Here is a 24,476-nt window from a genome sequence, read left to right as displayed (position 1 = left end):
GTTAGCCGACTAAATCCGGTTGAGGTTTGGGATAGTTGGCTATAGATAAAGGCGCTATATAAAAACTGAAGCTATTTGTTGTGTTGCGAAGGCTTCCAGATCTTATAATTCATCAGGCATGAGCCATTTTCACGATTTGGCCTACGGTGTGTACGCTGCTACAGAAGCCCCAGTTCCGCAAGAGCCAAACGTTAACGCGAAGAACCATGCTGCCGTGTATGATGACTGCCACTGGCACACTGATAATGGGTTATCAAATAAGGAGAATACGGCATGTCTACCCTTACTACGATTGCTCTGATTGGTCCGGGCGCTATCGGGACTACTATCGCTGCTGCACTACATGAAGTTAACCGCACACCGATCCTTTGCGGGCGCACCGCGCATCCACAGTTAATTCTGCGTCACGACCACGGTGAAATTGTGGTGCAAGGTCCGGTATTGCATTATCCGACGGCGATTAACCACCCGTACGATCTGGTGTTTATCGCGGTAAAAACCACTCAAGTCGCTGACAGTGCTAACTGGCTGGCCGCGCTGTGCGATGAACATACCGTAGTATGCGCACTGCAAAATGGTGTCGAGCAAAAAAAACAGCTAGAACCCTATGTCAACGGCGCAACGATATTACCTTCAATAGTATGGTTTCCGGCTCAGCGTGAACCGGATGCCTCCGTCTGGCTCCGTGCCAAACCGCGCTTGACGCTGCCGGATGTGCCGCAAGCAATGCAGGTAGTCGATGCGCTCAGCGGCACGCTCTGCGACGTTGAGCTTTCGGCCGATTTTATCTCCCTAGCCTGGCGAAAGCTGTTACAGAATGCTGTCGCTGGTCTGATGGTACTTGCAAATCGTCGTGCCGGAATGTTCTCACGCGTGGATATTACTGAACTGGCACAAGCTTATCTGAGTGAGTGTCTAACGGTAGCACGTGCGGAAGGAGCAGTACTGAACGATAACGTTCCACAGGAGATCATTACTGGTTTTCATCATGCGCCAGCGGATCTTGGCACCTCCATTCTCGCCGATCGTCAGGCCAACCGCCCACTGGAATGGGATATCCGCAACGGTGTGGTGCAGCGCTATGGCCGTTCACATGGTATTCCTACGCCGATTAGTGATGTGTTGGTGCCGCTGCTGGCGGCAGGAAGTGAAGGGCCAGGTTAATTCGTTAATTTAAGGGGGGTAAGACGACAACATGCTGTTTAGATAAGATCCAATAAACGGTTAACCAGAGTAACGCGAGTTTTAATCATAAAGTCCATCAATAAGTTTTTCGAACAATAGGTTTAACAAGCCAATTATCACCGATAAAAGAATGGGTAGAATGAGGCTAACTAAAATCAAGGGCTAATCGCGATTCAGCGTTAGCCCTCTAGCATCAATCGACAACGAACAGCTTAGCGCCCGTCTCGCTGTAGGAACGGTGCGCTTCCGCCTTATCTGCAACCTGGTAGCTCATTCCCGGTTTGAGGACAAAAACACGACCGTCGTCTAATTCTGTATGAAGTTCACCTTCAAGGCACAGCAAGATATGTCCTTTAGAGCACCAGTGATCGGCCAGATAGCCAGGCGTGTACTCAACAATACGAACCCTAATATTATCAAAATGCTGTGTACGCCAGTAGGCGACCCCTGTTTCCCCCCGATGTTCGGTGGGCTCTATTTGCGACCAGTCAGTCGTACCAAACGGAATGTTTTTCATGTCCATAATACTGCCCCAATTCTTTAACGTTATCAGTTAACACTCCGCTAACGGCAAGCTATCCCGGTACATCAGCGTTTGGCGGCACGGTTCCACGGCATTTTCATTAATAGCTTTGCCATGCCGCAAAAACCCGTCACCCCAGCAAACAGCAGCCCTGCCCCGACAAAACCAGAGAACAAGAAGAAAGCGCTGTTTACGCTGTAGCCCAGTAATACACCACCAAGAATAAGTACGCCAGCGGCGATTTGAACCTGCCGCATGAGTTCAATCGGCTGCTTACGATTTACCTCCGTCGGAAATCCTGCTTTTTTCCATGCGGCCATTCCCCCTTCCAGAAGAAATGCCGTTGCGGGTGAAACCGCCTGCGCCAGCAAGTCAGCATTCTGTTCCGAGCGCATGCCAGACAAACAATGGAAAATCACCACCTTTCCTTCACTCTCATCAGCAGGAATAACATACCCGACAGCGGAATTCAGAGGGTGCAATCTTGCCTGTGCGATGTGCTCGCGGGCATATTCTTCTGGCTGGCGAATATCAATGAGTACCGCCCCTCCATCTAACAACTTGCGGGCTTGAGCGGGTGGGATAGCAACGGGTGTTGGCATGATTATGATCCTCTTTTTGCGCCGCTGAATCCCGTCATAATGCATCATTCAACGTGACATTCAGTCAGCAAGGAAGGTGATATCGCTGATTATCTGCGGCTCACCATTAATTTAGATAAATCTAATAAAGTAAAATCTAAATTAAATAATACGCACACGCAACAACTTTCCACGCTGGGAAAGCAATCCAGACTGGACATCAATTTAGCGACTGATACTCTGTAAATAGAAACGCTATTTTAAAAAACAGCCATGCTGCCGCGATCGCACAAAATGGATCAGTAACGGTATGGATAAGTCACTGTATGAAATAAGTACCGTGCAAAAATAATGCTATTTACGAGCCACCTTGTGGCTCCGTTTACCGTGCTGACTGGGAAACTTGAGATACCGCCAAGATCGTTTCATGAAAAAATTAAAAGATACAGACTGGTATAAAAAGCGTTACTCCAACCGCGTTCTCTTCTGGAGAGAAATCTCACCGCTCGCCTTCCCGATCTTTATTGAAGGGCTTTGCGTCGTGTTGATGGGGGTTTTCAGCACCTTCCTGGTCAGTTGGCTGGGGAAAGAAGCCATGGCAGCCGTCGGTCTGGCCGATAGCTTCAATATGGTCATCATCGCGTTCTTTACCGCCGTCGCATTAGGAACCGCCGTTGTTGTTGCTTTCAGTCTGGGACAGCGCAACAGAAAGCAGGCGCGATCTGCCGCTCGTCAATCGATGTCATTACTGGTTCTGTCATCATTTCTGTTGGTCGCGCTGGTTGAATTCGCAGGTTCAGCGATTATCGATCTGATCGCAGGACAGGCCGACATACAGGTTAAAGCCCTTGCCCTCACGTTCCTTCGCTGGACAGTGTGGGGATATCCGGCGGTCGCCATCGCGCTGGTAGGCTGTGGCGCGTTACGGGGGGCGGGCAACACCAAGTTGCCGATGGTCATCAATATTGGGATGAACATTCTCAATATTGCCATCAGTAGCCTGCTGATTTACGGTGCATTTTCCTGGGATGGCCTTGGCTTTGTTGGCGCGGGCATTGGTATTACCATTTCGCGCTATATCGGCGCGGTATTCGTGATTCTGACGCTGATGCACGGTTTTAACGGTGCGCTGCGTATTCCTTTCAAGTCTTACTTTGCGCCTTTTACCCTGACGATCCTCTATGAAGTGCTCAGTATCGGTATTCCCGCCAGTATTGAATCTGTGATGTTTAACATCGGCAAGCTCATCACACAGCGTTTTGTGGCAGATATGGGAACCGAGGTCATTGCCGGAAACTTTATTGCTTTCTCCATCTCAACGTTAATCAACCTTCCCGGTAATTCACTTGGTGCCGCCGCCACGATTATCGTTGGCACACGGCTAGGGAAAGGCCAGATCATGCAGTCTACCCGCCAGTTGAAGTTCATCTTCTGGCTGTCCAATATTGGGCTGTGCGTACTGGCCGTACTGTCGGTTCCCAGCGCCAGCTTTTTGGCATCGTTTTATACTAATGAGCCGGAAGTTATTGAAGTGGCAAAACATCTCCTGTGGCTCAACGCGCTATTTATGCCAATCTGGGCCGCATCCTGGGTACTTCCCGCCGGGTTGAAAGGCGCGAAAGACGCCAGCTACACCATGTGGGTGGCAATGGCGGGGATGTGGGGATGTCGCGTCATCGCGGGATATATCCTCGGCGTGATGCTCGGTTTTGGCGTGATCGGCGTGTGGATGGGGATGTTCTTTGACTGGATTGTTCGCGGGTTCTTCTATTACCGTCGCCTGATGAGCGGCCGCTGGCTATGGCGCTATCGTCCACCGACAAATTAATGATAGCGAGCGATATTCCGCTCGCTTATGACACAACAAACGGCTAGCGATTCGGGCTTTTCACCGGAGCAAAACGGGTCGCCATGATAATCAACACGACTACACCGGCGGTCATAATCATCCAGGCCTGCTCCAGACCCGCCGTATGCTGACGTATAAAACCAGCCAGCAAAGGCATCAGGCTGGCAAGGATATAGCCACCGCCTTGCACAAAACCCATCAGTGACCCCGTTTTATGTGATTCGGTCACCTGATCCAACGCCACAATCAGCGAAAGCGGGAACAGCGCACCAATGCCAATCCCCAGCATGATAATGATGGGATACGTAAATGTCAGCGGTGCAACAATCAATCCAATCATCCCCACCAGCATTACGACCAGGATAGGAAGCAGCAGCTTGCGTCTATCGGGAAAATGATTGATAAACGTTGACACCAGCAGGCCGGAAATCACTTCCGTCAGCGTTAATCCCCCCAACATCAGGCCGCTTTGCGTCGCATCTAGCCCCAGTTGAATGTAATACGGCGGCAGCCATGCCAGCACCAGCGTATACGCACCCGTACCAATGCCAAAGAACACCATCAGCAGCCAGTCCATTCCGCTTCGGCGCGTTGCGACGACAGCCACCGTATCCTGTTTCGCGGTATACGCTTTAGGGATACACCGCCAGGCTAGCGTGGCGATCAACGCAAGCATTCCCCAACATGCCAGCGCACTTTGCCAGCCCCACACATTTGCCAGCGGAGAAACCGATGAAGCCGCAAACGCAGCACCAGTCATAATTGCCGTGGTATAAAAACCCATGAGGAGACTGCTATGGCGACCAAAATGAAGTTTGATAAAAGACGGCACCAGAGCCTGAATCAAGGCAATCCCGATTCCGGCAAGCGCAGCACTAACCAGCAGCGCAATACCGCTATTCAGCCACCAGCGGGCGCTACACGCCAGGGCAATCACTACAATGCCCAGCGTGATCCCCCGGAATTCACCGAGACGGGCCTGTAACTGACCGCCATATAACGCACACCATCCCATAGCGAACACCGGGAGCGTGGTTAACATCCCCGCCATGCTGTCATCCAGACCTGTTGCAGCCTGAATCTGATTCAACAGCGGACCGATCCCCGCCAGAACAGGGCGCAAATTCAGCCCCAACAGGATAATCGTGAAGAACAGAAAAGCCCGCGTGCGGGCCGTTGATGTCACTACCATGCATAACCTCAATAGCTTGAGTAAATCACTACGACTTGATGAACATTATCTTCACATAAAGAATCTTAACGTCAAGATAAAATCTTATGACAGACCGATACCGCATGCATTTGATCAAGGCTGGCAAGAACGACGGGATATCGACCGACTGGAAAGTTACTGGATAAATGATTGGCGAAACTCGTCGTTGATTTTGCACCATAAAAAAATCCGCTCTGAAAGAGCGGATTTTTCCGACACATCTAACAACCAACGCTGAGGGTAAGTAACCCCTACAGGGTCAGATTAGAAACGGTAGCCTACGCCAACAGCCCAGGCACCGACGTCAACACTGCGGATACGGCTTTGTTCGTAGCCTACATCCAGAGCAACGTCCTCAACTGGGTTGAACTGAACACCAGCACCGTAGGTGAAACCGTAATCGTCGTTGCTAGCATTATCCTGACCATTGGTGTTGTTGCTGACTACTTTACCATGGCTGAAACCAACAACGCCGTACAGGCTTGCCCAGTCATTCAAACGGTAAGCAGGACCAGCGGTAAAGCCCATGTATTGGCCTTTGTTGTAGAAACCGTCAGCGCTACCATTTTTTTCCAGGTAGGTGAATGAGCTAATAACGCCCAGTGGGTTATTATCTTGCTCATAACGATATTTCAGGTTAAAACCTTTAACTTTATTTTGTACGCCCTGAGCATCACCTTGAGCATAGCCTGCAGTGACAGTACTTTGACCTGCGAATGCAGAACCTGCGCCAACGGCTAATACACAAGCCAGAGCTGAAAGACACGCGATTTTTTTCATATTTACAGCCTCAAATTCATTTTATGAAAGACTAACTAACGCAGTAAATATAACAAAGAAGTTTGAAACTTGCCGCCCTATAAATATTTATCAATTAGACTTTAGATGTAACAAATATTGTCAAACCCAATCTATCACACTAATTACATTGAGTTTTTTATTGTGACAGTTAGATTAAAAATAAATTCACAACAAGGCGGAAATGCAGAAAATTCCGAATCACCCGCTCAATTTGTACGCTAATAGTATTGTTCAAAAATAAATCAGTTAAATGATGCGTAAATAAAGGTCAATAAAAGTCAATTCATACCAGACAAATTGTTTACAATTGGATATAATAGCAACGGAATGCTATACCTGCTTTAAGGCCAAAAGAATGACCTTATTCTCTCACCGTTCGTCATCATTCGTCCCAGTATTGCTCATCATTATCTCGATGCTTTCTATCCAAAGCGGTGCCGCTCTGGCCAAAAGTTTGTTTCCACTCATTGGAGCCACTGGCGTCACAGCACTGCGTCTGGGAATTGGTACGATCATTCTGTGCATCATCTTCAAGCCGTGGCGTATGCGCTTTAGCAGTAACCGTCTGCCACTACTGGTGTATGGTATTACGTTGGGTGGGATGAACTTTCTGTTCTACCTCTCGTTGCAGACAGTGCCGCTCGGTATTGCTGTCGCACTGGAGTTCACCGGCCCGCTTGCCGTTGCCATGCTGGCCTCGCGCAGACCAATTGATTTTTTATGGGTTTTTCTGGCCGTTGCTGGCCTGTGGTTCTTACTACCGCTGGGCCACAATATCGGCAATGTTGACTTGACAGGTGCCGCTTGCGCCGTGGGTGCAGGTGCTTGCTGGGCGTTCTATATTCTGTTTGGGCAAAAGGCGGGAGCAAATCATGGGCCGGGAACCGTCGCTATCGGCTCCTGTATTGCTGCGCTCATCTTCTGCCCTGTTGGGGCATATTACGCCGAAAGCACGCTGTTTTCGCTCTCAATACTCCCACTCGGCATTGCCGTCGCTATCCTGTCCACCGCACTACCCTATTCTCTGGAAATGGTGGCATTAACGCGTCTGCCTGCCAGAACGTTCAGCACGCTAATGAGTATGGAACCCGCTATTGCCGCCCTCTCCGGGATCCTGTTTCTTGGCGAACATTTATCGTTCATGCAGTGGATGGCGCTTATCTTTATTATCATCGCGTCAATCGGCGCAACGTTGACAATAAAACCCGCGAGTGCGACCAAAGTGACGACTCAAGCAGAATGAGTGCGTATTTCCTTGGGGAAGTGTTGCAGAAACGTGTCACATTCCCTAGGAGAACGCAAAGTCACAAAACGGATATGGTGATAGCGAGGATCGGCTAAATCCGCCAAATACCGTTTCCGGTTTCTTGAATAGGTTTTCATTGTCCAGAGGATAATTGAATCCCGACTAAAGAAACTACGGAGAAAAGACTCTTTATTACCCGTGCCGCTCCAGAGTTCCTCTTTGTGCCACGCCCGAAGATACGCACGCCGCACCGCCTGAAAAAGCGTGCGGGTGAAACAATAGTCAACCCAAATCACGACATCAACATTGCGCCATTTGATATCTCGCGTTCGATTGTAGTTGCCATCCAATACCCAGCTTTCAGGCTCCAGCGCACTTTCAAGCCGTTGAAAAAAATCGGCATCCGTCCGTTCTTGCCAGTTCTTCAGCCAAAATAATGCATCCATTTCAATGTACGGAATAGCCAGCTTTTCAGACAAACGGCGAGCGAGCGTAGATTTACCGCTTCCACTGGTGCCAATAATATTCACTCTCATTCGCCACGACTCCTTTTACTCGCGCACATTATATTTTAAGAGGAAAACGACGCTGTTATTCTATTTAAGCAATAGCGGAGAATAATAATTATTCCCATCTAACCGATGATGATATTCATCAATATATGACATGATATTTCAATGGTAGTTGAAATATTACATTCACATCACCGCCACCAGATTATTGATATCAGATAAATCCTGACTACAAATACCCACACTATCGTTATGCTCTAACTATCCATTTAATAGGTGATTCTTTTCAATATTAATTTTTATCACTGCTATAATTAATCACATTGAACAGTAAGCCTATGAATAATTAAAGAGAGGATAACTATTATGTCTACCGCCAAACTCGTGAAATCAGCACCGTCCGCACTGCTTTACACTCGCAATGATTTGGATGATAGCGTTAAGACCTCGACGATCGCGCTGTTAAACCAACTGGTTGTTGATTTCATCGACCTGTCATTGATTACCAAACAGGCGCACTGGAACATGCGCGGTGCAAACTTTATCGCCGTTCATGAAATGCTGGATGGCTTCCGCACCTCGATTATTGACCATCAGGATACCATCGCCGAGCGCGTGGTGCAGTTAGGTGGTGTTGCGCTGGGTACGGTGCAAATTGTGGGGAAACAAACCTCCCTGAAAAGCTACCCAACCAACATCCATAATGTTCAGGATCACCTGAAGGCGCTGGCAGAACGTTATGCTATTGTCGCCAATAACGTACGCAAAGCAATTGGTAAAACGGAAGATGAGGCCTCTGCGGATATCCTGACTGCCGCATCACGCGATCTGGATCAGTTCTTGTGGTTCATTGAATCAAACATTGAATAATCGGCGTTATCGTCACACAAACGCTTCCAAGGCTGCTTAGGCAGCCTTTTTGTCGCCCGTCCCCACGGCTCAAACCACCCGACGTCCTAACTTCATCCGCACAAACTACGCATTTTATCCATTAAGACGCTCAAAAAATTAGCTTTTGCCCGTATTAATTGGCCACAACGGTAATCAACGGTTGTTTCCCTTCTGTAAATCAGTTAATCATAACAACGCCTTGCCTGAGCGAATCGGAGGTGAAAATTTCACCGCTGGCAGGGCAATGAATAAAAGCAACAGGTTAAGCACAATGCAGAGTCACTGACCTACGTTTCACTTCGTACGATGTACTATGATTAAAACGCCTGTAAAACAAAAAGCTCCCACAACTGCTAATAGGAAGGGTTTGATGAAATCACTACTTAAGGCCTCTTTGGCTGCACTGACGCTGATGATGAGCGTATCTAGCTATGCTGCTGAGAAAGAACTGATTGTCGCCACAGACACCGCTTTCGTCCCTTTTGAATTCAAACAAGGCGACAAGTACGTCGGTTTTGACATCGACCTCTGGGATGCCATCGCTAAACAACTCAACCTGAAGTACACCTTGAAGCCAATGGACTTCGGCGGCATTATTCCTGCACTGCAAACGCGTAACATCGATCTGGCGCTTGCAGGTATTACGATTACCGAAGAGCGCAAAAAAGCAATCGATTTCTCTGATGGCTACTACAACAGCGGCCTGCTGGTGATGGTCAAAGCAGACAACAACGACATCAAAGGCGAGCAGGATTTGGCGGGTAAAGTGCTTGCGGTGAAGAGCGGCACAGGTTCCGTTGATTACGCAAAAGCCAATATCAAAACCAAAGATCTGCGCCAGTTCCCGAACATCGATAACGCCTACATGGAACTGGGCACCAACCGTGCTGACGCCGTGCTGCACGACACGCCAAATATCCTCTATTTCATCAAAACCGCAGGCAACGGCCAGTTTAAAGCGGTAGGTGATTCCATTAAAGCCCAGCAATACGGCATCGCGTTCCCGAAAGGCAGCAACGATCTGCGTGAAAAAGTGAATGGTGCCCTGAAAACACTGCGTGAAAACGGCACTTATGCTGAAATCTACAAGAAGTGGTTTGGCGTAGAACCTAAGTAATTGCCGATTTAATCTGGAGATATTCCATGCAGTTTGATTGGAGCGCCATTTGGCCTTCTCTGCCCCTCCTGATGGAAGGGGCAAAAATGACGTTGTTGATTTCTGTTCTGGGTCTGCTTGGTGGCCTGGTGATTGGCGTGGTCGCGGGTTTTGCCCGCGCCTACGGCGGCTGGTTTTCCAGCCGCATTTCGCTCGTTTTTATTGAAATTATTCGCGGTACCCCGATTGTTGTGCAGGTGATGTTTATCTACTTCGCTTTGCCGATGATTTTCACGTCCGTGCGGATTGACCCTTTTGCCGCCGCCGTGGTGACCATCATGATTAACTCCGGTGCTTACATCGCGGAAATTACGCGTGGTTCGGTATTGTCCATTCACAACGGCTTCCGCGAAGCGGGTCTGGCGCTTGGGCTGTCCCGTCGCGCGACGCTACGCCATGTGATTGCCCCGCTGGCTCTGCGCCGCATGCTGCCGCCGTTGGGTAACCAGTGGATTATCAGCATCAAAGATACCTCGCTGTTTATTGTCATCGGTGTGGCTGAATTGACGCGTTCCGGGCAAGAAATCATCGCGGGTAACTTCCGTGCGCTGGAAATCTGGACTGCGGTTGCCGTTATTTACCTGTGCATCACGCTGATCCTCAGCTTTATTCTGCGTCGTCTGGAAAGAAGACTTAAGATTATATGATTGAATTTAAAAACGTATCCAAACACTTTGGCAAGACACAGGTCTTACATAATATCGATCTCACCATCGGCCAGGGTGAGGTAGTGGTTATTATCGGGCCTTCTGGCTCGGGGAAATCCACCCTGCTGCGCTGCATCAATAAGCTGGAAGACATTACCAGCGGTGAATTGATTGTTGACGGTCTCAAAGTAAACGATCCGCGCGTTGACGAGCGTTTAATCCGTCAGGAAGCAGGGATGGTATTCCAGCAGTTTTATCTGTTCCCGCATCTTACCGCGCTGGAAAACGTCGCGTTCGGCCCTATTCGGGTGCGCGGTGCGAGTAAGGCCGATGCCGAGAAGCTGGCGCTGGAACTGCTGGCGAAGGTAGGTCTGTCAGAACGTGCTCACCACTACCCTTCCGAGCTTTCGGGTGGTCAACAGCAGCGTGTCGCCATCGCCCGCGCGTTAGCGGTTAAACCGAAACTGATGCTGTTTGATGAGCCGACCTCCGCACTTGACCCAGAACTGCGTCATGAAGTGCTGACCGTAATGAAAGATCTGGCCGAAGAAGGCATGACGATGGTCATCGTCACCCATGAGGTAGGCTTTGCCCACAAAGTGGCTTCACGTCTGATCTTTATTGATAAAGGCCGCATTGCAGAAGATGGCGACCCGGAAACGCTGATTACGAATCCACCCAGCGACCGTCTGCGTGAGTTCCTGCAACACGTATCTTGATCAACAAGGGGGCTTTCGCCCCCTTACTCTTACAATAGCGTTAACAAACGTTGTTCCTGCTAACGCGGATATTCCCGTTCAATAAACGCCGCAAAATCCTGACACATCTTCTCATCACTCTGTTCATTATCCGCCAGCACGCGACTGCCATCGACCACACGAATGTGAGCGCCCAGATCGAAATCCGCAGCAGGCTGAGGACGCACCGCAGCCTCCGCCATGGTGATTTCCGCCTGTTGCCAGGCTTCATCGACCGTTAGATTGCAGGCCTTTGCCAGATAAGCTGGATTGAAGCCCTCACCGGTCAGGCTGCGCAGCGTATCGTCATGACTGACGCTATTGCCCGGATGCCAATAGTGTTGTGCCAAATCAGGGCCAATAGCGGGATTATCCGTCAGATAACCATCACGTTGCAGGAAGTAGCTACGCGTCTGCTCCACCGCCATCAGTGCCAGCAGGTATCCCTGATAAGAGCACGCCGACTCCATCGACAGCAGATGAGGGATCGCCAGCGTCGGACGCGGGCTGCCGCTGATGCCCAAAATACGCTGCTCGATGTCACGTGCCAATTTTGTCATCGCTTCCGGCGTGCGCGCTTCGTCGTCCCACGAATAAAGTTGCCACTCAAAATACGGCACCAGCAAGATGTGTCGCTCATTGAAAGCGCGCATCGGCTGCTGCGTACTGATATCCGCGCGAATCAATTCATCAGGAATCGTCTCTCCCTGCGCATTTTTTGCATAGCGTTTTAACCAGTCGGCGTCGCCCAGCAGACTATCGCAGAACATGGACTGTGTTTCCGCATATGCCATTGAGGTGGGAGGAAACTCCTGTGAAAAACAGGGCGCGTTCTGCCGGATATTGGCAAAATGCGCGGCGTGTCCTCCCTCATGAAATAATGTATTGATACCGCTCGATCCGCTGCCAATTTGATCCGGTTTTGCCAGACTGGTGAAGTTAATCCGTGCCGATACCCATTTTCCTTCCTGTACAAACGGCGGCACCGGCCCGTGCATAAAGCCGTTCTCGTATTTACCCTTTCGCACCAGCAAATCGAGCTGCATTTCTGCACCATTAAACCCAATGCGCAAACGCTTAAAGCTGTTGACCCAACGCTCCAGCGACGCAGAGAAAGGGAAGTAGGGATCGAGCTGGCGCGTCACATCGCCCGCGCTGGCATAGCGAATATTCCACGGTTGCAGAGCCTCTTCGCCCTTTTCATCCGCCAGATTTTTCAGGCTGCGAGCATTCGCTTCGCGGGTCTGTTCTTCAAAAGGATCGAGGATGGCAAAAAGCTGCTCCGGCGTCATCCGCTCCGTCTTGTTGACCTTATAGTCAAAATAGTTGCGGTAGCCCATCTGACGGGCGAAGCGGTTACGCAATGAAATCAACTCAGGAAAGCCATTCTGCAACAGCCACTGTTCCAAAGCTCGCAGCGCCTCCTGAGAGCTCTGACGATAGGCTTCCGTATCATTAGTCGCTTGATTGGTCAGCAGCTCCCCGAGCGAGGCAGGAACACGTTCCCCTTTGGCATCCAGATGCGTCATTTCATAGGTTTTACGCTTGGCATATAGCGCACTTTCAGCCGCAATAATCTCATCCATCAGCGCCTGAGCCTGCGGATCTTCAATCACATTGCAGTCAAAAAACCGGTACCAGCCTTGCAAACCGTGTAACAGTGCCTGCTGTTGCTCATCACGCGGGCAGTTTTCCAGTGTCGCAAGATGGGTTCTGAGTTCACCCAGACGCTGCGGCTGCGAAATAAATCGCTTATAGGCACTTTCTGCGGCAGAGAAACGCTCAGACACCTCATCGTTGCCCGTTCCCATATACAGTTGCCAAAACAGTTCTTCTTTCGCCTGATGAACCGCAAGATAGTCGCGATTCAAGGCGTTAAAATAGTCCGCTACCTGTTGCATGCTATTCCTTCTCTCTTCAAATGACAGCCGTCTGGCTACGTGAAGTGGCGCGATAAACGCGTCCGAATGCGCTCCGGCAAACCAATCAGCCAAGGCGTTTCTTAATCGTGGCGACAGCTTGTTCCATTGTCGCCGCTTCGCCGGCAGCAACTAAACAGCACGCCAATTGCAGACGGATCGCCTGCGGTATGGCAATCTCACCCGTCAGGCACTGTACCGTCCAGCGCGCCGTGGTTGCGGCATCCTTCGCAATCGGCAACGCATCGGCTGCAACGCTGATATCCTGCCGAAGTTGCAACACGTTGGTATTTTGCTGATGGATAAAATGAATTTCCGGGCAGCGCTGAGGGTTAGCGTAAACCTCGCCTTCCGTGCCGTGCATCAGAAGTGCGCGTCCGTTGATATCCTTAAAAAACGTCCCCACGCGGGAAACATACTCAGGGTGAGAAACACTGGCGACCCGTAGTGCTTCGCTTTCACCAAAAGGTGTTGCCACCTTAGCCAGCGTGTGGCTGCTGTTGCGCACGCCCATGCGCCAGCGCAGCTGTAACTGACGATCGATGGCTGGGCATAACGTCGAAACAGGGATAAATACCGGACTACCGTTATCAAGCTCGCGCTGAGCCTGTTCGGCATTCTCTGCAATCGTCACACCGAGGTTACGCAAAATCTCGGCGCTAGTAACACGAGTTGGATCCTCGCTGACACCATGTACCACAACCGGAAAACCCAGTTTTGCCAGCAGCAGTACTAACAGCGGGGTCAGGTTCGCCTGCTTGCGCGCCCCATTATAGCTAGGAAGTACAACTGGCATAGGAAAGCCCGCTGGCGGCGTCAGGCGCAACACATGCTCGTTCATTGCCTGATAAAAACCCAGCATCTCAGCTTCGGATTCGCCTTTGATGCGAAACGCAATCAGCAGCCCACCGAGTTCCAGATCCGGCACGTCACCACGCAGCATTGCGCTATACAGTTCATAAGCCGTTGCCTGATCGACATCACGCGCATGGTTTTTCCCGCGCCCCACTTCTTTGATAATTTTGGTGTAATCCATGCTGGCCTCTCATTGCTCATACATCTTTCTAAACCAAAATATCACGTTTAACTAAAATACTGCATAAATGTTAACTAATTACCATTATCTTGGTAAAAAACATAAAAAAAGCCCACTAACTATATGTCAGTGGACTTTAGCGAGGATTATAACTTCACCTCATCAATAAAAAATAGGAGACATATTAAAATATGCAATAAGGTATGAATAAAAACATCACATTAATCAAATTGAATAAGTAATGTTAAATGGAACAAAATAACAATCATTTGTTGCACCGAGTAATCTAATATCTCCATTTCGTGTAATTACAACACTAACTAGACCTCCAACAGGAATAATCCCACTATTTGTTCCTTGTGTTAGAAATCGTTGATCAGTCATTGGTCGCAAGCGAGCTGGCAATTTTCCAACAATTACATCACCAGACCAATCAGCAGTACCACGCGATAGATAATATGATAACGTAATTAGTTTCCCATCATCGGATATCGAATACAGCGGGGTTTGAGGAACGTCCCCCCCACCACCCGCCGAGAAATAACGGGCAGACAACCGGGCTACTGAGGCTGAGCGAGGGCCAATTAAACTATCTTTACGCTTTGTCTCGCGCCCATTTTTAATAAAATACGAAGCCATTGTACGTGCCCAAGCCATCCCCATCAGCATGCTTCCAAACGCGGTTTGATGAATATTGTCCATCATCATAGGATCAACGCCCTCAAGACCCAAAAGTCGTGGTGACACAACACCGTTCGAGTCTCCACTTGACGATAGCATGACATTTTTATTCGCACAGAGTCGTATTAAGCCCAATCGATAAAGTGAACCCAATTCTGATTTTGCACTTGGCTGTCCAAGATGGTCGGTAGAGATGCCAGCGGTTCTTATATCGTTACGAGTGTAAAACATGGCTGGTATACCAACAATAGGTTCAACTTTGAATCGTCTACAATAATCAATCATAGACTCTATATCAGCTAGAAAACTCGACACTCCCTTTTGCTGTTGAATATTATTAATACCAACTTGAATCAAGCAAAACGTGTAACCACTAATGTCAGTAGCCAATAGTCGTTGAGCCTGCTGAGAGGAAGTATCACCTGATGATGCAAGGTTTGTTAATTTTGCAACCTGCCCTCCGCCCAATCCAGCATAATATTTCATGGCATAGTCAAACTGCGAATAAATAGTGACATTACGATCGCCTGTACTATCGCCGATACAGATAATATTAATCAGAGGCAAGCCATGTAATTTTTTACCTCGCATCATTATTGGATCAGAGATGGTGCAGAGGTTATTCTGTCCATAACCATTCGCCCAACCAACAGACAAGATCGCAGAATCTGTATCAACACGTAGTATTACTGTGCCGTTAACAATAATTCCAACAGATGTTTCACCAATGATATGCCCTCCGATTATCGCGTTATCAAAATAATACGAGGGAACTATACCGTCATCCCAAATATGATTTGTCTCGGAAAATACCCCATTATTACTACGTGAGACGGTGACACTTCTCGTCTCACGAGTGTATCTGACTAACACCCATCCATTTACTGTCTCAATGAAAACACAGCTATATTTCCCCCCATCTCGACATGATGCAAGTACTGTATCACCAACAACTGCTGGGAACATACTTCCCCAGAATGTCGCATCTGGAGAAGGAAAAATCGTACTATTTTCCGCGATGCTAAACTCATCAGTCGTGGGGAGTAGTGCTACTTTAGGCCATACTCCATTAAGCTTAAAGGTTGTTGCTGAATCATTTATAAAATTCAATGCCTGAGGAATATGTGATTCCCCTGAGTTAACCGAATCTGCCAGTTCTTTTTCTGCTGGATGGCGTTCCGCATGTGGACCAATTCCGTGTACAAATCGAGACTCACCATCAACTTGAATCTTTGTGAACCGATTAATCTTCCCCCCAGGACGACGAATAATATTGCGATTGTTATCGTTCGGTGTATAAAAATACACACCAGGGTCAACAACAATCTCTACGCCTTCAAGGTCAAGATCTGCGGATACACCATCAAATTTATAACATCCTGTGTTTGTGTATGGAAAAAAAACACGACAAGGTCGGTTTTTTATTGCTAATAAAAAAGCATTGTAGTTATTAGTTGCAATGGCTTGTTTTGCTTCAACACAATCATCGCGGGCGCCAAAATCATGTATATTCTTTACAACCACCGCATTATTTTTTGCTGAATCTAGTCCCAAATTTCTAACAAATGCATTCTTATCTAGAATATCTTCCCCATTTTTTTCTGCCGACAACTTTTCAGACAATAGATTAATTACCGTGGTAGAAAAATTGGGATCATTGTTCAGTGCTGCTGCTAATTCATTTAATGTATCAAGTGATGCAGGAGCCGATCCTACTAATCCCGCTAGAGCAGAACGAACAAATGCTGTCGTTGCAACCTGCTGGCTATTACTGTCAGTAGCTGGCGTTGGTGCTTTCGGCGTGCCAGTGAAGGATGGATTCACCTTTGGTGCATATTGCGTATGTGGATCGGCGGCGGCGACATGTGTTGCTAGATCGCTACCTGTTTTTTCCTGCTCCTCTTTCAAATAGCGGGTACGACTGGCCAGTTCTTTAGCCTGTCGGTTTGAAACGCCGTCCGGTCCACCTACGACCGGATCCGACGTTTCGATTTGATAAATGCCGTCAACCCATTGCGGGTTCTCTGACAAATTTGCCATATTTAAGCGCTCCCATGATTGTAGTTACTGTTGTGTATTGCCGTCCGGTTGTAGCGGATAGGCACTTCCCAATATTCGATGCTGGCCAGATGGCACCGTGCCGGGGCAAAAAGCCCGATAGCACTGCGCAGCATTCTGGCCTGATCGTTGGTAACCGGTTGTTTTAGCAGCACGCGATAAACCGCCCATGCCGCTTTATCACCGTGTACATAAAAATTGTTGTAGGTGGTTTCCCCGTCGTAACTCAGGCGGCCAATATTTTCGATCAGCGTGCTCTCGCCGAAACCAAAACGGCGGATGATTTCTTTAATGCTCCAGGGCGTCCCTTTGCTGCGATGCAGATCGATAGCGGCCTTAATCAGCGCACGTTTGGAGTCATCCGATTCCGCCAATTCCCAGCCGTCGCCAAACAACGAGAACTGTTCAGCCAGCCAAGGCAAGGCGCTGCCGTCAGCGATATCGATCAGATAAACCAGCAGAGTATTCAGGTCGATGTCATCAAAACGGTCGGCCAGCTCCGCCAGCGAGCGGAAACGGGCATCGGCAGCCAACGGAGGGGGCAGCAGTTGCAATGAATCAGCCATTCGACACCCCGACGACGCTGATATTGATGCCCGTGCAGTTCGCCCATTCACTGTCATCAAGCACCATCAATGATGGCGAAACGAGTTCCACCTGATACACGCCGGGAATGGAGAGCGTGGCGATAATCTGGCTTGGAACAATGTCGCGTCCCAGCGTTGCAGTTCGAGTCTCAACCCAGCTCTGCACCGCTTTCTCCGCCGCCGCTTGAACGACGCCAGCCTGTTCGCCGTTAAACAGCGTCAATTTGGCACTGATGGTGTAATCCACCTGTGTGGGTGATTTAGCGGAGACAAAATCCGTCAGCGGGCGCACCTGTTCGTCAGAGCAAAAACTTTCCACCAGCGAGAGCATGCTGCTGTCCGGCAGGCCCGTGCTGAGCAACGGATACAGCACCACTTCGCCCGGTTCGGGCGACATTACCGCAACATCAACAATGTTTTGGTGTGCTCGCATCGCATGGAAGCGATATGCCAGTTTTGATCCCGCCGTACTGAACGATTCCGGTGCCAGTTGGATACGCTCACGCAGGCGATCGTCCTCTTCTTCTGTGGAGCCGCCGCTGCTTTTGGTGATATTGACGACACGTAAATCGCTATCGCCAATCTCATCCAGCAACGTACTGATCTGCGCAGGTAGCCAGTCATTGCCCACCTCACCACTTTCAGTACAGGTCGCCAGCACCGTGACGCCACTGCCGTTTACTTTCAAAAGTGCATCGCTATCGGTAGTGAAAATCACGCTGTCCGATGCGCTGACGCGGGTGCCTGCCGGAATCAGCAAATCGCTGACTAGCGGCGTCTCGGGGGTAAAGCGAAGCTCTGCTCTTGCCGGTTGCGCCGCCAAACGGTAGACGCCAACCAGCTCTGCCAGATAATCCAGCATCGGTGCACGAGCAAACGCGACCAGGTTCTGCTTGGCGGCTTCCTGAACCGCACTACGCACTAAGGTTTCCCGGTAGGCAAAGAGGTTAATCAGCAAGCGTTCAGCCTGCGCTGGGTAGAGTGTTTTCCCTGAGTCAGCTTCATATTTCGCGATCATTTCGGCGGTAATCTTCGCCGCGTCGCGTTCAATAAAATTGGGTTCTGTCAGCGCCATAACAACTCCGTGGTCTGTGTCGCGCCGTTAGCGGTTTTCCAGCTAACGAGCAGCGTCAGGTGAGCCCCATTCACAGAAGGTTTAACCGCCAGTAACTGGCAGCGAGGTTCCCATCGTTTGATCGCTTCTACCGACTCCCTGACGACATGCGGGATCGCACGATCGATCGGATAATCGAGATACAGATGTAGATTGCTACCAAAGTCAGGCCGATGTGGGTCGCTGCCGCAGGGTGTCCGCAGGATGATATGAATCGCCTGCATGATATCTGCCGTTCCTTCGACGATGTCGCCAGAACGTTGCAGCGCCGGTTGCCAAAAAACAGATTGAGTTTTCATAGGGGGCTATTGTCGCCCCCGGTGAGAAGAAAGAATTGTAAAGCGGTTTAGGAAAACGCTAATGCGAGTGGTGGTTGGAATTGCCCCCCGCATCCATGACGCTTCCGCTAGCGCTGACGTTACCGGAGATACTGACATCGCCGCTAAGACTGGCACCGCCAGAACCGGAAATCCCGCTCTCGTAAGTGAGTTGTCCCTGTACTACGAGTTTGCCAGCCACGGTGGTTTCTGGCGCATCGATAGTGACTTTCTGGGCGTTGATCACCACATCAGCGCCGCTACTAATCGCAATATGCTGCACGCCGCCGTTGATCGTTAACGTATGCGTTCGGCGATCGTATTCAATATGCGCACCGTCAGCGAACGTCACCGCCCTTTTGTCCTTATCTGCCAGCGTTGGCACATCGGCGGCAGAATAAATGGCTCCCAGTACCAGGCCGTCTTCGCCGTTGCCATCCAGCAGAACCTCAACCTGTTCGCCAATATCCGGCAACCAATAATCCTTATTATTCTGCGTATTGCGCTGTAATACCGGTAGCCAGGCCGTACGCAGATTGTCGCACTCTGGTAGACGAACGCGCACCATCACGCGAGCCTCGTCCACCGCGCTTATCGTGCCAATTCGACGAGATAAACTCATAACCCCACATCCTTTTTACTCTTAACCGTTTGTGTTGTCTGACTACCATTCGGGTGGTACGTCACCAGCGTTTTTCCGCTGTCCGACTTACGCTTGCCTGCCGTAATCGGTCCACGCGTCACACCGATCTCGGTGGTATAACCACTGCCCCGTTCCAGAACATGACGAGCCGAGTCGATCAGCCACTGACCGGAAAGCTGGCCGAACGACACCAGTTCAACTTTATTCCCCGCCGCCAACTGTGGGCTGCCCATCAGCGTCATCGATCCCATTTGTTGCTTTTCGTTGTGTGCATCCAATGCGGCATCGGTTTTCATCCGCACACCAGAGGCATCCGCCGCACGCGTGTTAACTTTCAGCGTATCTGCGCTGGTTTCAGCACCAGCAGACTTCATTTCGTTTTTCACGCCACCGTTGGCTTCATAAACCATCAGTTTCTTTTCACTCCCTTTCTGGTATTTGGTCTTGGCGTTTTTATAGACATGGCTGATGGTGTCACGCAGTGAAAAACGCGCGACATCCGTTGGCTTGATTTGTCGAACAGGCGCCTGACTGCGCAGCGTTGCCAGATGGGAAAAAATCAGCTGGTCATTAACCACTTTCACGACATAGCCATATTCGCTGGCGAGCCGCTTTAGAAAAGCGACATCGGTTTCCGCATATTGCGTCACACGATCAATCTTGATGATTTGAATCTTCCCTACCAGCATCAACTGATGCTTTTTCGCGATACGTGTCGCAATGGCGGCTAGCGTCGTGTCCTCAAAACCGCGGTTTGACTTGGTTCGCAGCGCACGGTTGACCGATGTCGCAACGCCGCGAATCATCACTTCGCTGGGCGGTGCGCTAACCTCAATCTCATCAATCGAGAACGTACCGCAGTTAAACAGCGTTTCGCCGCGATAACCTAGCTTGAGCGATAACGTATCGCCCGTACCGGGATACCACTTATCCATCCAACGGCCATCGGTATCGTCGAGCCTGACTTCTATCGAATCCGATTCATTCTTGATGCTGTCGGTATACGTCACGCTGGTGACATACGGCGCGATATCATTGGTGATGTCTTTCTGCTGATACCACAGGGTGAACGCGGGTTGCAGCACGTCTGACACAGCGGGAGAGAGCAACGTGAGTTCTTCCGTTAACGCAACCATGGTGGGGTGTCCTCCGCGTTGCTGGCCTCTGCCTGTTCAATGATCGGAATCAGCACCACCAGACCCGATGGCAACAGCGGCACAATGGGGATCTGCGGATTAGCGGCAATGATTCGCGGATAGCCGAGCGGATCGCCATAATACCGGTAGGACAAGGTATCCCACCGCTCGCCCTGTGTGGTGATATGTTCAAGGTGCATATTGTTTAACCCTCTTCACAATTTCCGCAGTCAATTTGCTCAGCGCAGGCTCCGCGCCTTTAAACGTGTCGCTAGCGGCATCAACATGCTTACTGATGGCTTCCAGCTTCTCGATAACATTTTTGCTGTCGACGTCCTGCAACAAGGTGGCAACTTGCTTGACCTGTTTCAGCATTTCATTCGCCGCTTTATTAACCGCTGTAATTTCAGGCATCATCTTCTCTGCCTGAACCGCCGTATCAGATATGGCCTCTGCCGCTTTTTTAAACGCCGGTTCCACCTCACTTAACGGCGTCAATACATTCCCGACTTGCGTTAGCAGCCCGGGAATTTGCAACAGCGCCGTTTCGGGATTTTTCTTCATCCGTTTAACAATCTGCACCGTGGTTTTCACCGCCTTAAAGGCTGATTGCGCCTTCTTGGCATACGTGACAGCCGTACGTAGCGAGGTCGCAAAATCGCTCACTTTCTCGATGGCTTTCGTGATGGCACTGACGTTAGGAACAGGTGTCTGTATCGCCGGCGGCTTGAGTGGATTCTTCGGATCGCCAATGTATTCGCGCAGCGTCAGCTCGGCATTCATTGCCAACACGTTGCCTTTCGCGTCGGTATGCTGGCTGGTCGAGGTCAATGCGGTAATCACAAACCAGCCGCGATAATCCCCATTACCGAAGACCAGCGCCATCGCCTGATGCGCCCGCATCGCTTCATTCAACCGCATCAGTTCGACATCCGGCGTGCAATACTGTTGGTGAAACACCAGGCTAATATGAATCTCGTCCAGCTTCGCACCGATGAATTGCAGACCGGGTTTACCTTCAATACGACTATGCTCGGCATAATCTGCCCCGAATGACGTATTAAAGCCGTCCCAGTAGGCGGTCACTTTAAATTCAATATTCCCTAATACCGCAAACATCAGGCGTACCCCCTGCGCTCACGCTGAGCGAACAGCTTGTTCAACATATTTTCCAGTTCATTCATGCTAAGCGTCAGCGTCTTCGTCATTTCAGGCGTTGGCGCGGCCTTCTGGCCGTTGAGATAAATGGTGGGAGAGAAAGCAACCTGAACACGCTCGGAAGAAGCCGCACTAACGAGCTTGCCTTTCGCTCCTCCGGCTGGGGAGGTCATTGCGACACGTTGTTGCGGCGTTGGCGCAGTGCCCTTTTCAGCAATAGGTTCATGTAGCGACAATGCAGATATCGGCGTAGGTTTTAGAACTGGCGGGGCTACAGCACTGGCAGCCACAGATTGACCGCTAGCTTCGATAGACACGGTTTTCGAACCAATGCCCAAAAAGTCTTTAACACTATCAGGAATAAATTCGTCGATCGTTTTCAGGACGCCCTTTAACTCAGGGAAAGCGCTAGTCAGACCATTAACCAGTCCGTCAATAATCACACCACCGAGCTCACTTAGACTGCCGGGAAGCTGAATACCCAGCTCATTGAAAGCATTGGAAAATACTGAATAGATTACTCCATATGGCGACCAATCGAGCAGTAAAGCTGTAATACCTACTACGCCACCGGATACCGCATTATTGAGCGCCTCCCACCCCGCATTAAACGCCTGGCTAACGTGTGACCAGAGGTTTTTAAAGAACGCGCTAATCGGCTCCCAGTATCGGTAAATCAGGTAAGCGGCTCCCGCAATTGCCGTTATTGCCAAACCAATCGGATTCATCAGCAGCATACGCCCCAGAAACAAAACCGTTCGCCCCACAATCATCAAGCCGCTACGTAACGCTCCGCCAAGCATGCGAGCCAGAGATCCAGCCCCACCAACCAGCCGGTTCAGCGCCGCTCCCACACCTTGCAATATACCCGTCGTTCTTAATCCCGCATTGAACAATTGCCAGCCGCGCTGAACCTGCAAAATACCGATCCAAACGCTCTGCAAAGGTGATAACAACGTGGTAATCCCCAGCTTCGCACCGCTCAATGCCATTCTGAACGCGAAGAAACCGGCAACCGCCATCACGATCCCGCGAACCAGTTCAGGGTTCGCGGCCGTCCAGGTCACCAATTGATCCAAAATAGGGATCAGCGCATCACTCAGAGAAACCAATACTGGCGTCAACGCTTCACCCACATTGAGCGCAATATTCATCACTGACGTTGTCATTCGGTTCCAGCGCGCAGTTAATGTGTCATTCTGACGGGCGAAGTCGAGCTCCAGCGTTTGTGTAGCCGCCGGGCTGTTCATCCGCTGTTGGTTCGCTTGATAGCTCTGCCAATTCTGCTTCATCGACAGCGCATGATTTACCGCTTCTGGTGTGCGGAACACCTCCTGCAAGCCGTAGCGCTGCATCAAGCTTTGCTGCGCGTCTACATTGCCCGCTTTGCTGGCCTTATCCCACAGTTGCTGGAATTGGCTGCCCTTACTGTCGATGAATCGGTTACTAATCTGAACGGCCGCGTCGTACTGCGAATACCCACCTTTCATATAGCTTTTTAGTGACGCGTTGTAATCTACGCCTGCGTTGTAGTAACTATCGGCAATGTCGGTTCGCCCCACAGCATTCATAAAGCTGCCCAGCCGAGCAGCCGTGTTCACTTCCGTATCCGCGCCTTTCGTGGCGCTCAGGCTGGAAACCAACTGACTCAGCGCCTGATTACCCGTCGCTCCCATCGCCGTAAATCCTGGAGCCAGCGCCGTCGCGTATTGCGCCATCGACGCCATGGAGAATCCCTGTTTAGTACCCGCCAGCATGCGGGAGAAGGATTCCTCCTGCGCCTTCGCCCCTTTCAGGTTAAACACGTCATCCAACGTGGCTGAGAGTGCGGTAAGATCGGACAACGCCGCACCAGAGGCCGTTGAGGTTTTCCCCAGCACCGCTGCAACATCCGTTGCCTGATCCAGCGACATACCGCGAGCAAGCAATTGCCCGGCACTCCCGAGCAATGCATCCGGCATTTGGTTTACGCGTTGAGAATCTTGACGCAGACGCTGCCCCATCAACTTTTCCTGCTCAGTCGATATCCCATGTGCAACGCTGATGTCGCGCAACTGCGCCTCAAATGAGGCATAGTATGTGACCGACGCCACAATTGGCTTCATGACAGAACCAAACTGCGCACGCTTAGTCTGAAAATCCTCGGCGAGTTCACCCCGACGGCTACGTAGCGTTTCTTGACGTGACTGGCTACTCTCCAGCCGTTCCTGATTGGTTACCAATTTACTTAGTGACTGGCTCAGTCGGGACGTCACTTGTGTGCTGCGCAAACTGACGTTGCCAAAGCGTTCTAGCGACTGATTAAACAGACGCTGCCACTCCTCAGCTTGTTTGAGTTTATCGCTAAGTGGCTGCAGCGATTTTTTTGTGTCATCCAGCGTGGCACCAAACGCCCTGCCCAGCATGACACCGTTTAAAAGCATATCCACGGTTCACTCTCATTCAGAAAAGCCCCTTGTGGGACGGTTCGGAGACGGCGGCTTGCG

Annotated in this window: 22 protein-coding genes and 1 pseudogene; 7 read left to right on the top strand and 16 right to left on the bottom strand. The window is 50.2% G+C overall.

What is annotated here, in order from left to right; genetic code table 11:
- Positions 1–273: 273 nt before the first annotated feature.
- Complete coding sequence (locus tag KKH3_RS07325; RefSeq protein WP_039357567.1) at positions 274–1,164, top strand: oxidoreductase; 891 nt, start codon at positions 274–276, stop codon at positions 1,162–1,164.
- A gap of 214 nt (positions 1,165–1,378) precedes the next feature.
- Here the strand turns inward: KKH3_RS07325 and KKH3_RS07320 are convergent, their stop codons facing one another.
- On the bottom strand, positions 1,379–1,708 hold the full coding sequence (locus KKH3_RS07320; protein WP_039357564.1) for a DHCW motif cupin fold protein: 330 nt from the start codon (positions 1,706–1,708) through the stop codon (positions 1,379–1,381).
- A gap of 65 nt (positions 1,709–1,773) precedes the next feature.
- On the bottom strand, positions 1,774–2,310 hold the full coding sequence (locus KKH3_RS07315; protein ID WP_039357561.1) for a rhodanese family protein: 537 nt from the start codon (positions 2,308–2,310) through the stop codon (positions 1,774–1,776).
- A gap of 406 nt (positions 2,311–2,716) precedes the next feature.
- Between KKH3_RS07315 and KKH3_RS07310 the strand changes: the two genes are divergently transcribed.
- Positions 2,717–4,117: an EmmdR/YeeO family multidrug/toxin efflux MATE transporter gene (locus KKH3_RS07310; protein ID WP_039357559.1), complete on the top strand. Its 1,401-nt coding sequence runs from the start codon at positions 2,717–2,719 to the stop codon at positions 4,115–4,117.
- Positions 4,118–4,160: 43 nt separating this feature from the next.
- Here KKH3_RS07310 and KKH3_RS07305 read toward each other — a convergent pair whose 3' ends face one another.
- Together KKH3_RS07305 and ompX are read right to left on the bottom strand one after the other, a co-directional pair.
- Positions 4,161–5,330 carry an MFS transporter gene (locus KKH3_RS07305; RefSeq protein WP_039357557.1) on the bottom strand — a complete coding sequence of 390 codons (1,170 nt, stop codon included), beginning with the start codon at positions 5,328–5,330 and terminating at the stop codon, positions 4,161–4,163.
- Between the two features lie 285 nt (positions 5,331–5,615).
- Positions 5,616–6,131 carry an outer membrane protein OmpX gene (ompX, locus tag KKH3_RS07300; protein ID WP_039357554.1) on the bottom strand — a complete coding sequence of 172 codons (516 nt, stop codon included), beginning with the start codon at positions 6,129–6,131 and terminating at the stop codon, positions 5,616–5,618.
- 376 nt (positions 6,132–6,507) lie between these two features.
- On the opposite strand from ompX, the gene rhtA reads away from it, so the two are divergent.
- Positions 6,508–7,395 (top strand): threonine/homoserine exporter RhtA, encoded by an 888-nt coding sequence (gene rhtA / locus KKH3_RS07295; protein WP_039357551.1) that lies wholly within the window; start codon positions 6,508–6,510, stop codon positions 7,393–7,395.
- Here the strand turns inward: rhtA and KKH3_RS07290 are convergent.
- A complete protein-coding gene (locus tag KKH3_RS07290) occupies positions 7,383–7,934 on the bottom strand; it encodes a P-loop NTPase family protein (protein ID WP_039357547.1) in 552 nt (183 codons plus the stop codon). The genes rhtA and KKH3_RS07290 overlap by 13 nt on opposite strands.
- 342 nt (positions 7,935–8,276) lie before the next feature.
- Between KKH3_RS07290 and dps the strand changes: the two genes are divergently transcribed.
- The 4 genes from dps to glnQ all read left to right on the top strand — a co-directional run bounded on the left by dps (position 8,277) and on the right by glnQ (position 11,323).
- Positions 8,277–8,780 (top strand): DNA starvation/stationary phase protection protein Dps, encoded by a 504-nt coding sequence (gene dps, locus KKH3_RS07285; RefSeq protein WP_039357541.1) that lies wholly within the window; start codon positions 8,277–8,279, stop codon positions 8,778–8,780.
- 391 nt (positions 8,781–9,171) lie between these two features.
- Positions 9,172–9,918 carry a glutamine ABC transporter substrate-binding protein GlnH gene (glnH, locus tag KKH3_RS07280; protein ID WP_039357536.1) on the top strand — a complete coding sequence of 249 codons (747 nt, stop codon included), beginning with the start codon at positions 9,172–9,174 and terminating at the stop codon, positions 9,916–9,918.
- Between the two features lie 26 nt (positions 9,919–9,944).
- Positions 9,945–10,604 (top strand): glutamine ABC transporter permease GlnP, encoded by a 660-nt coding sequence (gene glnP / locus KKH3_RS07275; protein ID WP_039357532.1) that lies wholly within the window; start codon positions 9,945–9,947, stop codon positions 10,602–10,604.
- A complete protein-coding gene (glnQ, locus tag KKH3_RS07270; protein ID WP_039357529.1) occupies positions 10,601–11,323 on the top strand; it encodes a glutamine ABC transporter ATP-binding protein GlnQ in 723 nt (240 codons plus the stop codon). The genes glnP and glnQ overlap by 4 nt, the downstream gene beginning before the upstream one ends.
- A 59-nt stretch (positions 11,324–11,382) precedes the next feature.
- Here glnQ and KKH3_RS07265 read toward each other — a convergent pair whose 3' ends face one another.
- The 11 genes and pseudogenes from KKH3_RS07265 to KKH3_RS07215 all read right to left on the bottom strand — a co-directional run bounded on the left by KKH3_RS07265 (position 11,383) and on the right by KKH3_RS07215 (position 24,413).
- Positions 11,383–13,242, bottom strand: coding sequence for a M3 family metallopeptidase (locus KKH3_RS07265; RefSeq protein ID WP_039357526.1), 1,860 nt, complete (start codon positions 13,240–13,242; stop codon positions 11,383–11,385).
- A gap of 85 nt (positions 13,243–13,327) precedes the next feature.
- Entirely contained in the window at positions 13,328–14,296 is a 969-nt protein-coding gene (ybiB, locus tag KKH3_RS07260) for a DNA-binding protein YbiB (protein WP_039357523.1), read from the bottom strand.
- Between the two features lie 2,226 nt (positions 14,297–16,522).
- Positions 16,523–17,017 (bottom strand): annotated as a pseudogene (locus KKH3_RS22440) (phage tail protein); the annotation flags it as partial.
- Between the two features lie 2 nt (positions 17,018–17,019).
- The gene (locus KKH3_RS07250; RefSeq protein ID WP_039357521.1) at positions 17,020–17,601 is read right to left on the bottom strand and encodes a phage tail protein I; all 582 of its coding nucleotides are present in this window, start codon (positions 17,599–17,601) and stop codon (positions 17,020–17,022) included.
- Entirely contained in the window at positions 17,594–18,697 is a 1,104-nt protein-coding gene (locus tag KKH3_RS07245; RefSeq protein WP_039357518.1) for a baseplate assembly protein, read from the bottom strand. The genes KKH3_RS07250 and KKH3_RS07245 overlap by 8 nt, the downstream gene beginning before the upstream one ends.
- Positions 18,688–19,035: a GPW/gp25 family protein gene (locus tag KKH3_RS07240; protein ID WP_025918624.1), complete on the bottom strand. Its 348-nt coding sequence runs from the start codon at positions 19,033–19,035 to the stop codon at positions 18,688–18,690. The genes KKH3_RS07245 and KKH3_RS07240 overlap by 10 nt, the downstream gene beginning before the upstream one ends.
- A gap of 58 nt (positions 19,036–19,093) precedes the next feature.
- Complete coding sequence (locus tag KKH3_RS07235) at positions 19,094–19,675, bottom strand: phage baseplate assembly protein V (RefSeq protein WP_039357514.1); 582 nt, start codon at positions 19,673–19,675, stop codon at positions 19,094–19,096.
- Positions 19,672–20,832 carry a phage late control D family protein gene (locus KKH3_RS07230; RefSeq protein ID WP_052201311.1) on the bottom strand — a complete coding sequence of 387 codons (1,161 nt, stop codon included), beginning with the start codon at positions 20,830–20,832 and terminating at the stop codon, positions 19,672–19,674. Before KKH3_RS07230 ends, KKH3_RS07235 begins: the two co-directional genes overlap by 4 nt.
- Entirely contained in the window at positions 20,820–21,032 is a 213-nt protein-coding gene (locus KKH3_RS07225) for a tail protein X (protein WP_039357512.1), read from the bottom strand. Before KKH3_RS07225 ends, KKH3_RS07230 begins: the two co-directional genes overlap by 13 nt.
- On the bottom strand, positions 21,022–21,951 hold the full coding sequence (locus KKH3_RS07220) for a phage tail protein (protein ID WP_039357509.1): 930 nt from the start codon (positions 21,949–21,951) through the stop codon (positions 21,022–21,024). The genes KKH3_RS07225 and KKH3_RS07220 overlap by 11 nt, the downstream gene beginning before the upstream one ends.
- The gene (locus tag KKH3_RS07215; protein ID WP_039362235.1) at positions 21,951–24,413 is read right to left on the bottom strand and encodes a phage tail tape measure protein; all 2,463 of its coding nucleotides are present in this window, start codon (positions 24,411–24,413) and stop codon (positions 21,951–21,953) included. The genes KKH3_RS07220 and KKH3_RS07215 overlap by 1 nt, the downstream gene beginning before the upstream one ends.
- Positions 24,414–24,476 lie beyond the last annotated feature (63 nt).

The organism is Pectobacterium actinidiae (assembly GCF_000803315.1).
Lineage (GTDB): Bacteria > Pseudomonadota > Gammaproteobacteria > Enterobacterales > Enterobacteriaceae > Pectobacterium > Pectobacterium actinidiae.
This window is presented reverse-complemented; position numbering and strand designations above follow the sequence as displayed.

Bases quoted from the DNA above. Each gene is read 5' to 3' on its own strand.
- KKH3_RS07325 (WP_039357567.1), top strand. From the start codon at position 274: ATGTCTACCCTTACTACGATTGCTCTGATTGGTCCGGGCGCTATCGGG.
- KKH3_RS07320 (WP_039357564.1), bottom strand. From the start codon at position 1,708: ATGGACATGAAAAACATTCCGTTTGGTACGACTGACTGGTCGCAAATA.
- KKH3_RS07315 (WP_039357561.1), bottom strand. From the start codon at position 2,310: ATGCCAACACCCGTTGCTATCCCACCCGCTCAAGCCCGCAAGTTGTTA.
- KKH3_RS07310 (WP_039357559.1), top strand. From the start codon at position 2,717: ATGAAAAAATTAAAAGATACAGACTGGTATAAAAAGCGTTACTCCAAC.
- KKH3_RS07305 (WP_039357557.1), bottom strand. From the start codon at position 5,330: ATGGTAGTGACATCAACGGCCCGCACGCGGGCTTTTCTGTTCTTCACG.
- ompX (WP_039357554.1), bottom strand. From the start codon at position 6,131: ATGAAAAAAATCGCGTGTCTTTCAGCTCTGGCTTGTGTATTAGCCGTT.
- rhtA (WP_039357551.1), top strand. From the start codon at position 6,508: ATGACCTTATTCTCTCACCGTTCGTCATCATTCGTCCCAGTATTGCTC.
- KKH3_RS07290 (WP_039357547.1), bottom strand. From the start codon at position 7,934: ATGAGAGTGAATATTATTGGCACCAGTGGAAGCGGTAAATCTACGCTC.
- dps (WP_039357541.1), top strand. From the start codon at position 8,277: ATGTCTACCGCCAAACTCGTGAAATCAGCACCGTCCGCACTGCTTTAC.
- glnH (WP_039357536.1), top strand. From the start codon at position 9,172: ATGAAATCACTACTTAAGGCCTCTTTGGCTGCACTGACGCTGATGATG.
- glnP (WP_039357532.1), top strand. From the start codon at position 9,945: ATGCAGTTTGATTGGAGCGCCATTTGGCCTTCTCTGCCCCTCCTGATG.
- glnQ (WP_039357529.1), top strand. From the start codon at position 10,601: ATGATTGAATTTAAAAACGTATCCAAACACTTTGGCAAGACACAGGTC.
- KKH3_RS07265 (WP_039357526.1), bottom strand. From the start codon at position 13,242: ATGCAACAGGTAGCGGACTATTTTAACGCCTTGAATCGCGACTATCTT.
- ybiB (WP_039357523.1), bottom strand. From the start codon at position 14,296: ATGGATTACACCAAAATTATCAAAGAAGTGGGGCGCGGGAAAAACCAT.
- KKH3_RS07250 (WP_039357521.1), bottom strand. From the start codon at position 17,601: ATGGCTGATTCATTGCAACTGCTGCCCCCTCCGTTGGCTGCCGATGCC.
- KKH3_RS07245 (WP_039357518.1), bottom strand. From the start codon at position 18,697: ATGGCGCTGACAGAACCCAATTTTATTGAACGCGACGCGGCGAAGATT.
- KKH3_RS07240 (WP_025918624.1), bottom strand. From the start codon at position 19,035: ATGAAAACTCAATCTGTTTTTTGGCAACCGGCGCTGCAACGTTCTGGC.
- KKH3_RS07235 (WP_039357514.1), bottom strand. From the start codon at position 19,675: ATGAGTTTATCTCGTCGAATTGGCACGATAAGCGCGGTGGACGAGGCT.
- KKH3_RS07230 (WP_052201311.1), bottom strand. From the start codon at position 20,832: ATGGTTGCGTTAACGGAAGAACTCACGTTGCTCTCTCCCGCTGTGTCA.
- KKH3_RS07225 (WP_039357512.1), bottom strand. From the start codon at position 21,032: ATGCACCTTGAACATATCACCACACAGGGCGAGCGGTGGGATACCTTG.
- KKH3_RS07220 (WP_039357509.1), bottom strand. From the start codon at position 21,951: ATGTTTGCGGTATTAGGGAATATTGAATTTAAAGTGACCGCCTACTGG.
- KKH3_RS07215 (WP_039362235.1), bottom strand. From the start codon at position 24,413: ATGCTTTTAAACGGTGTCATGCTGGGCAGGGCGTTTGGTGCCACGCTG.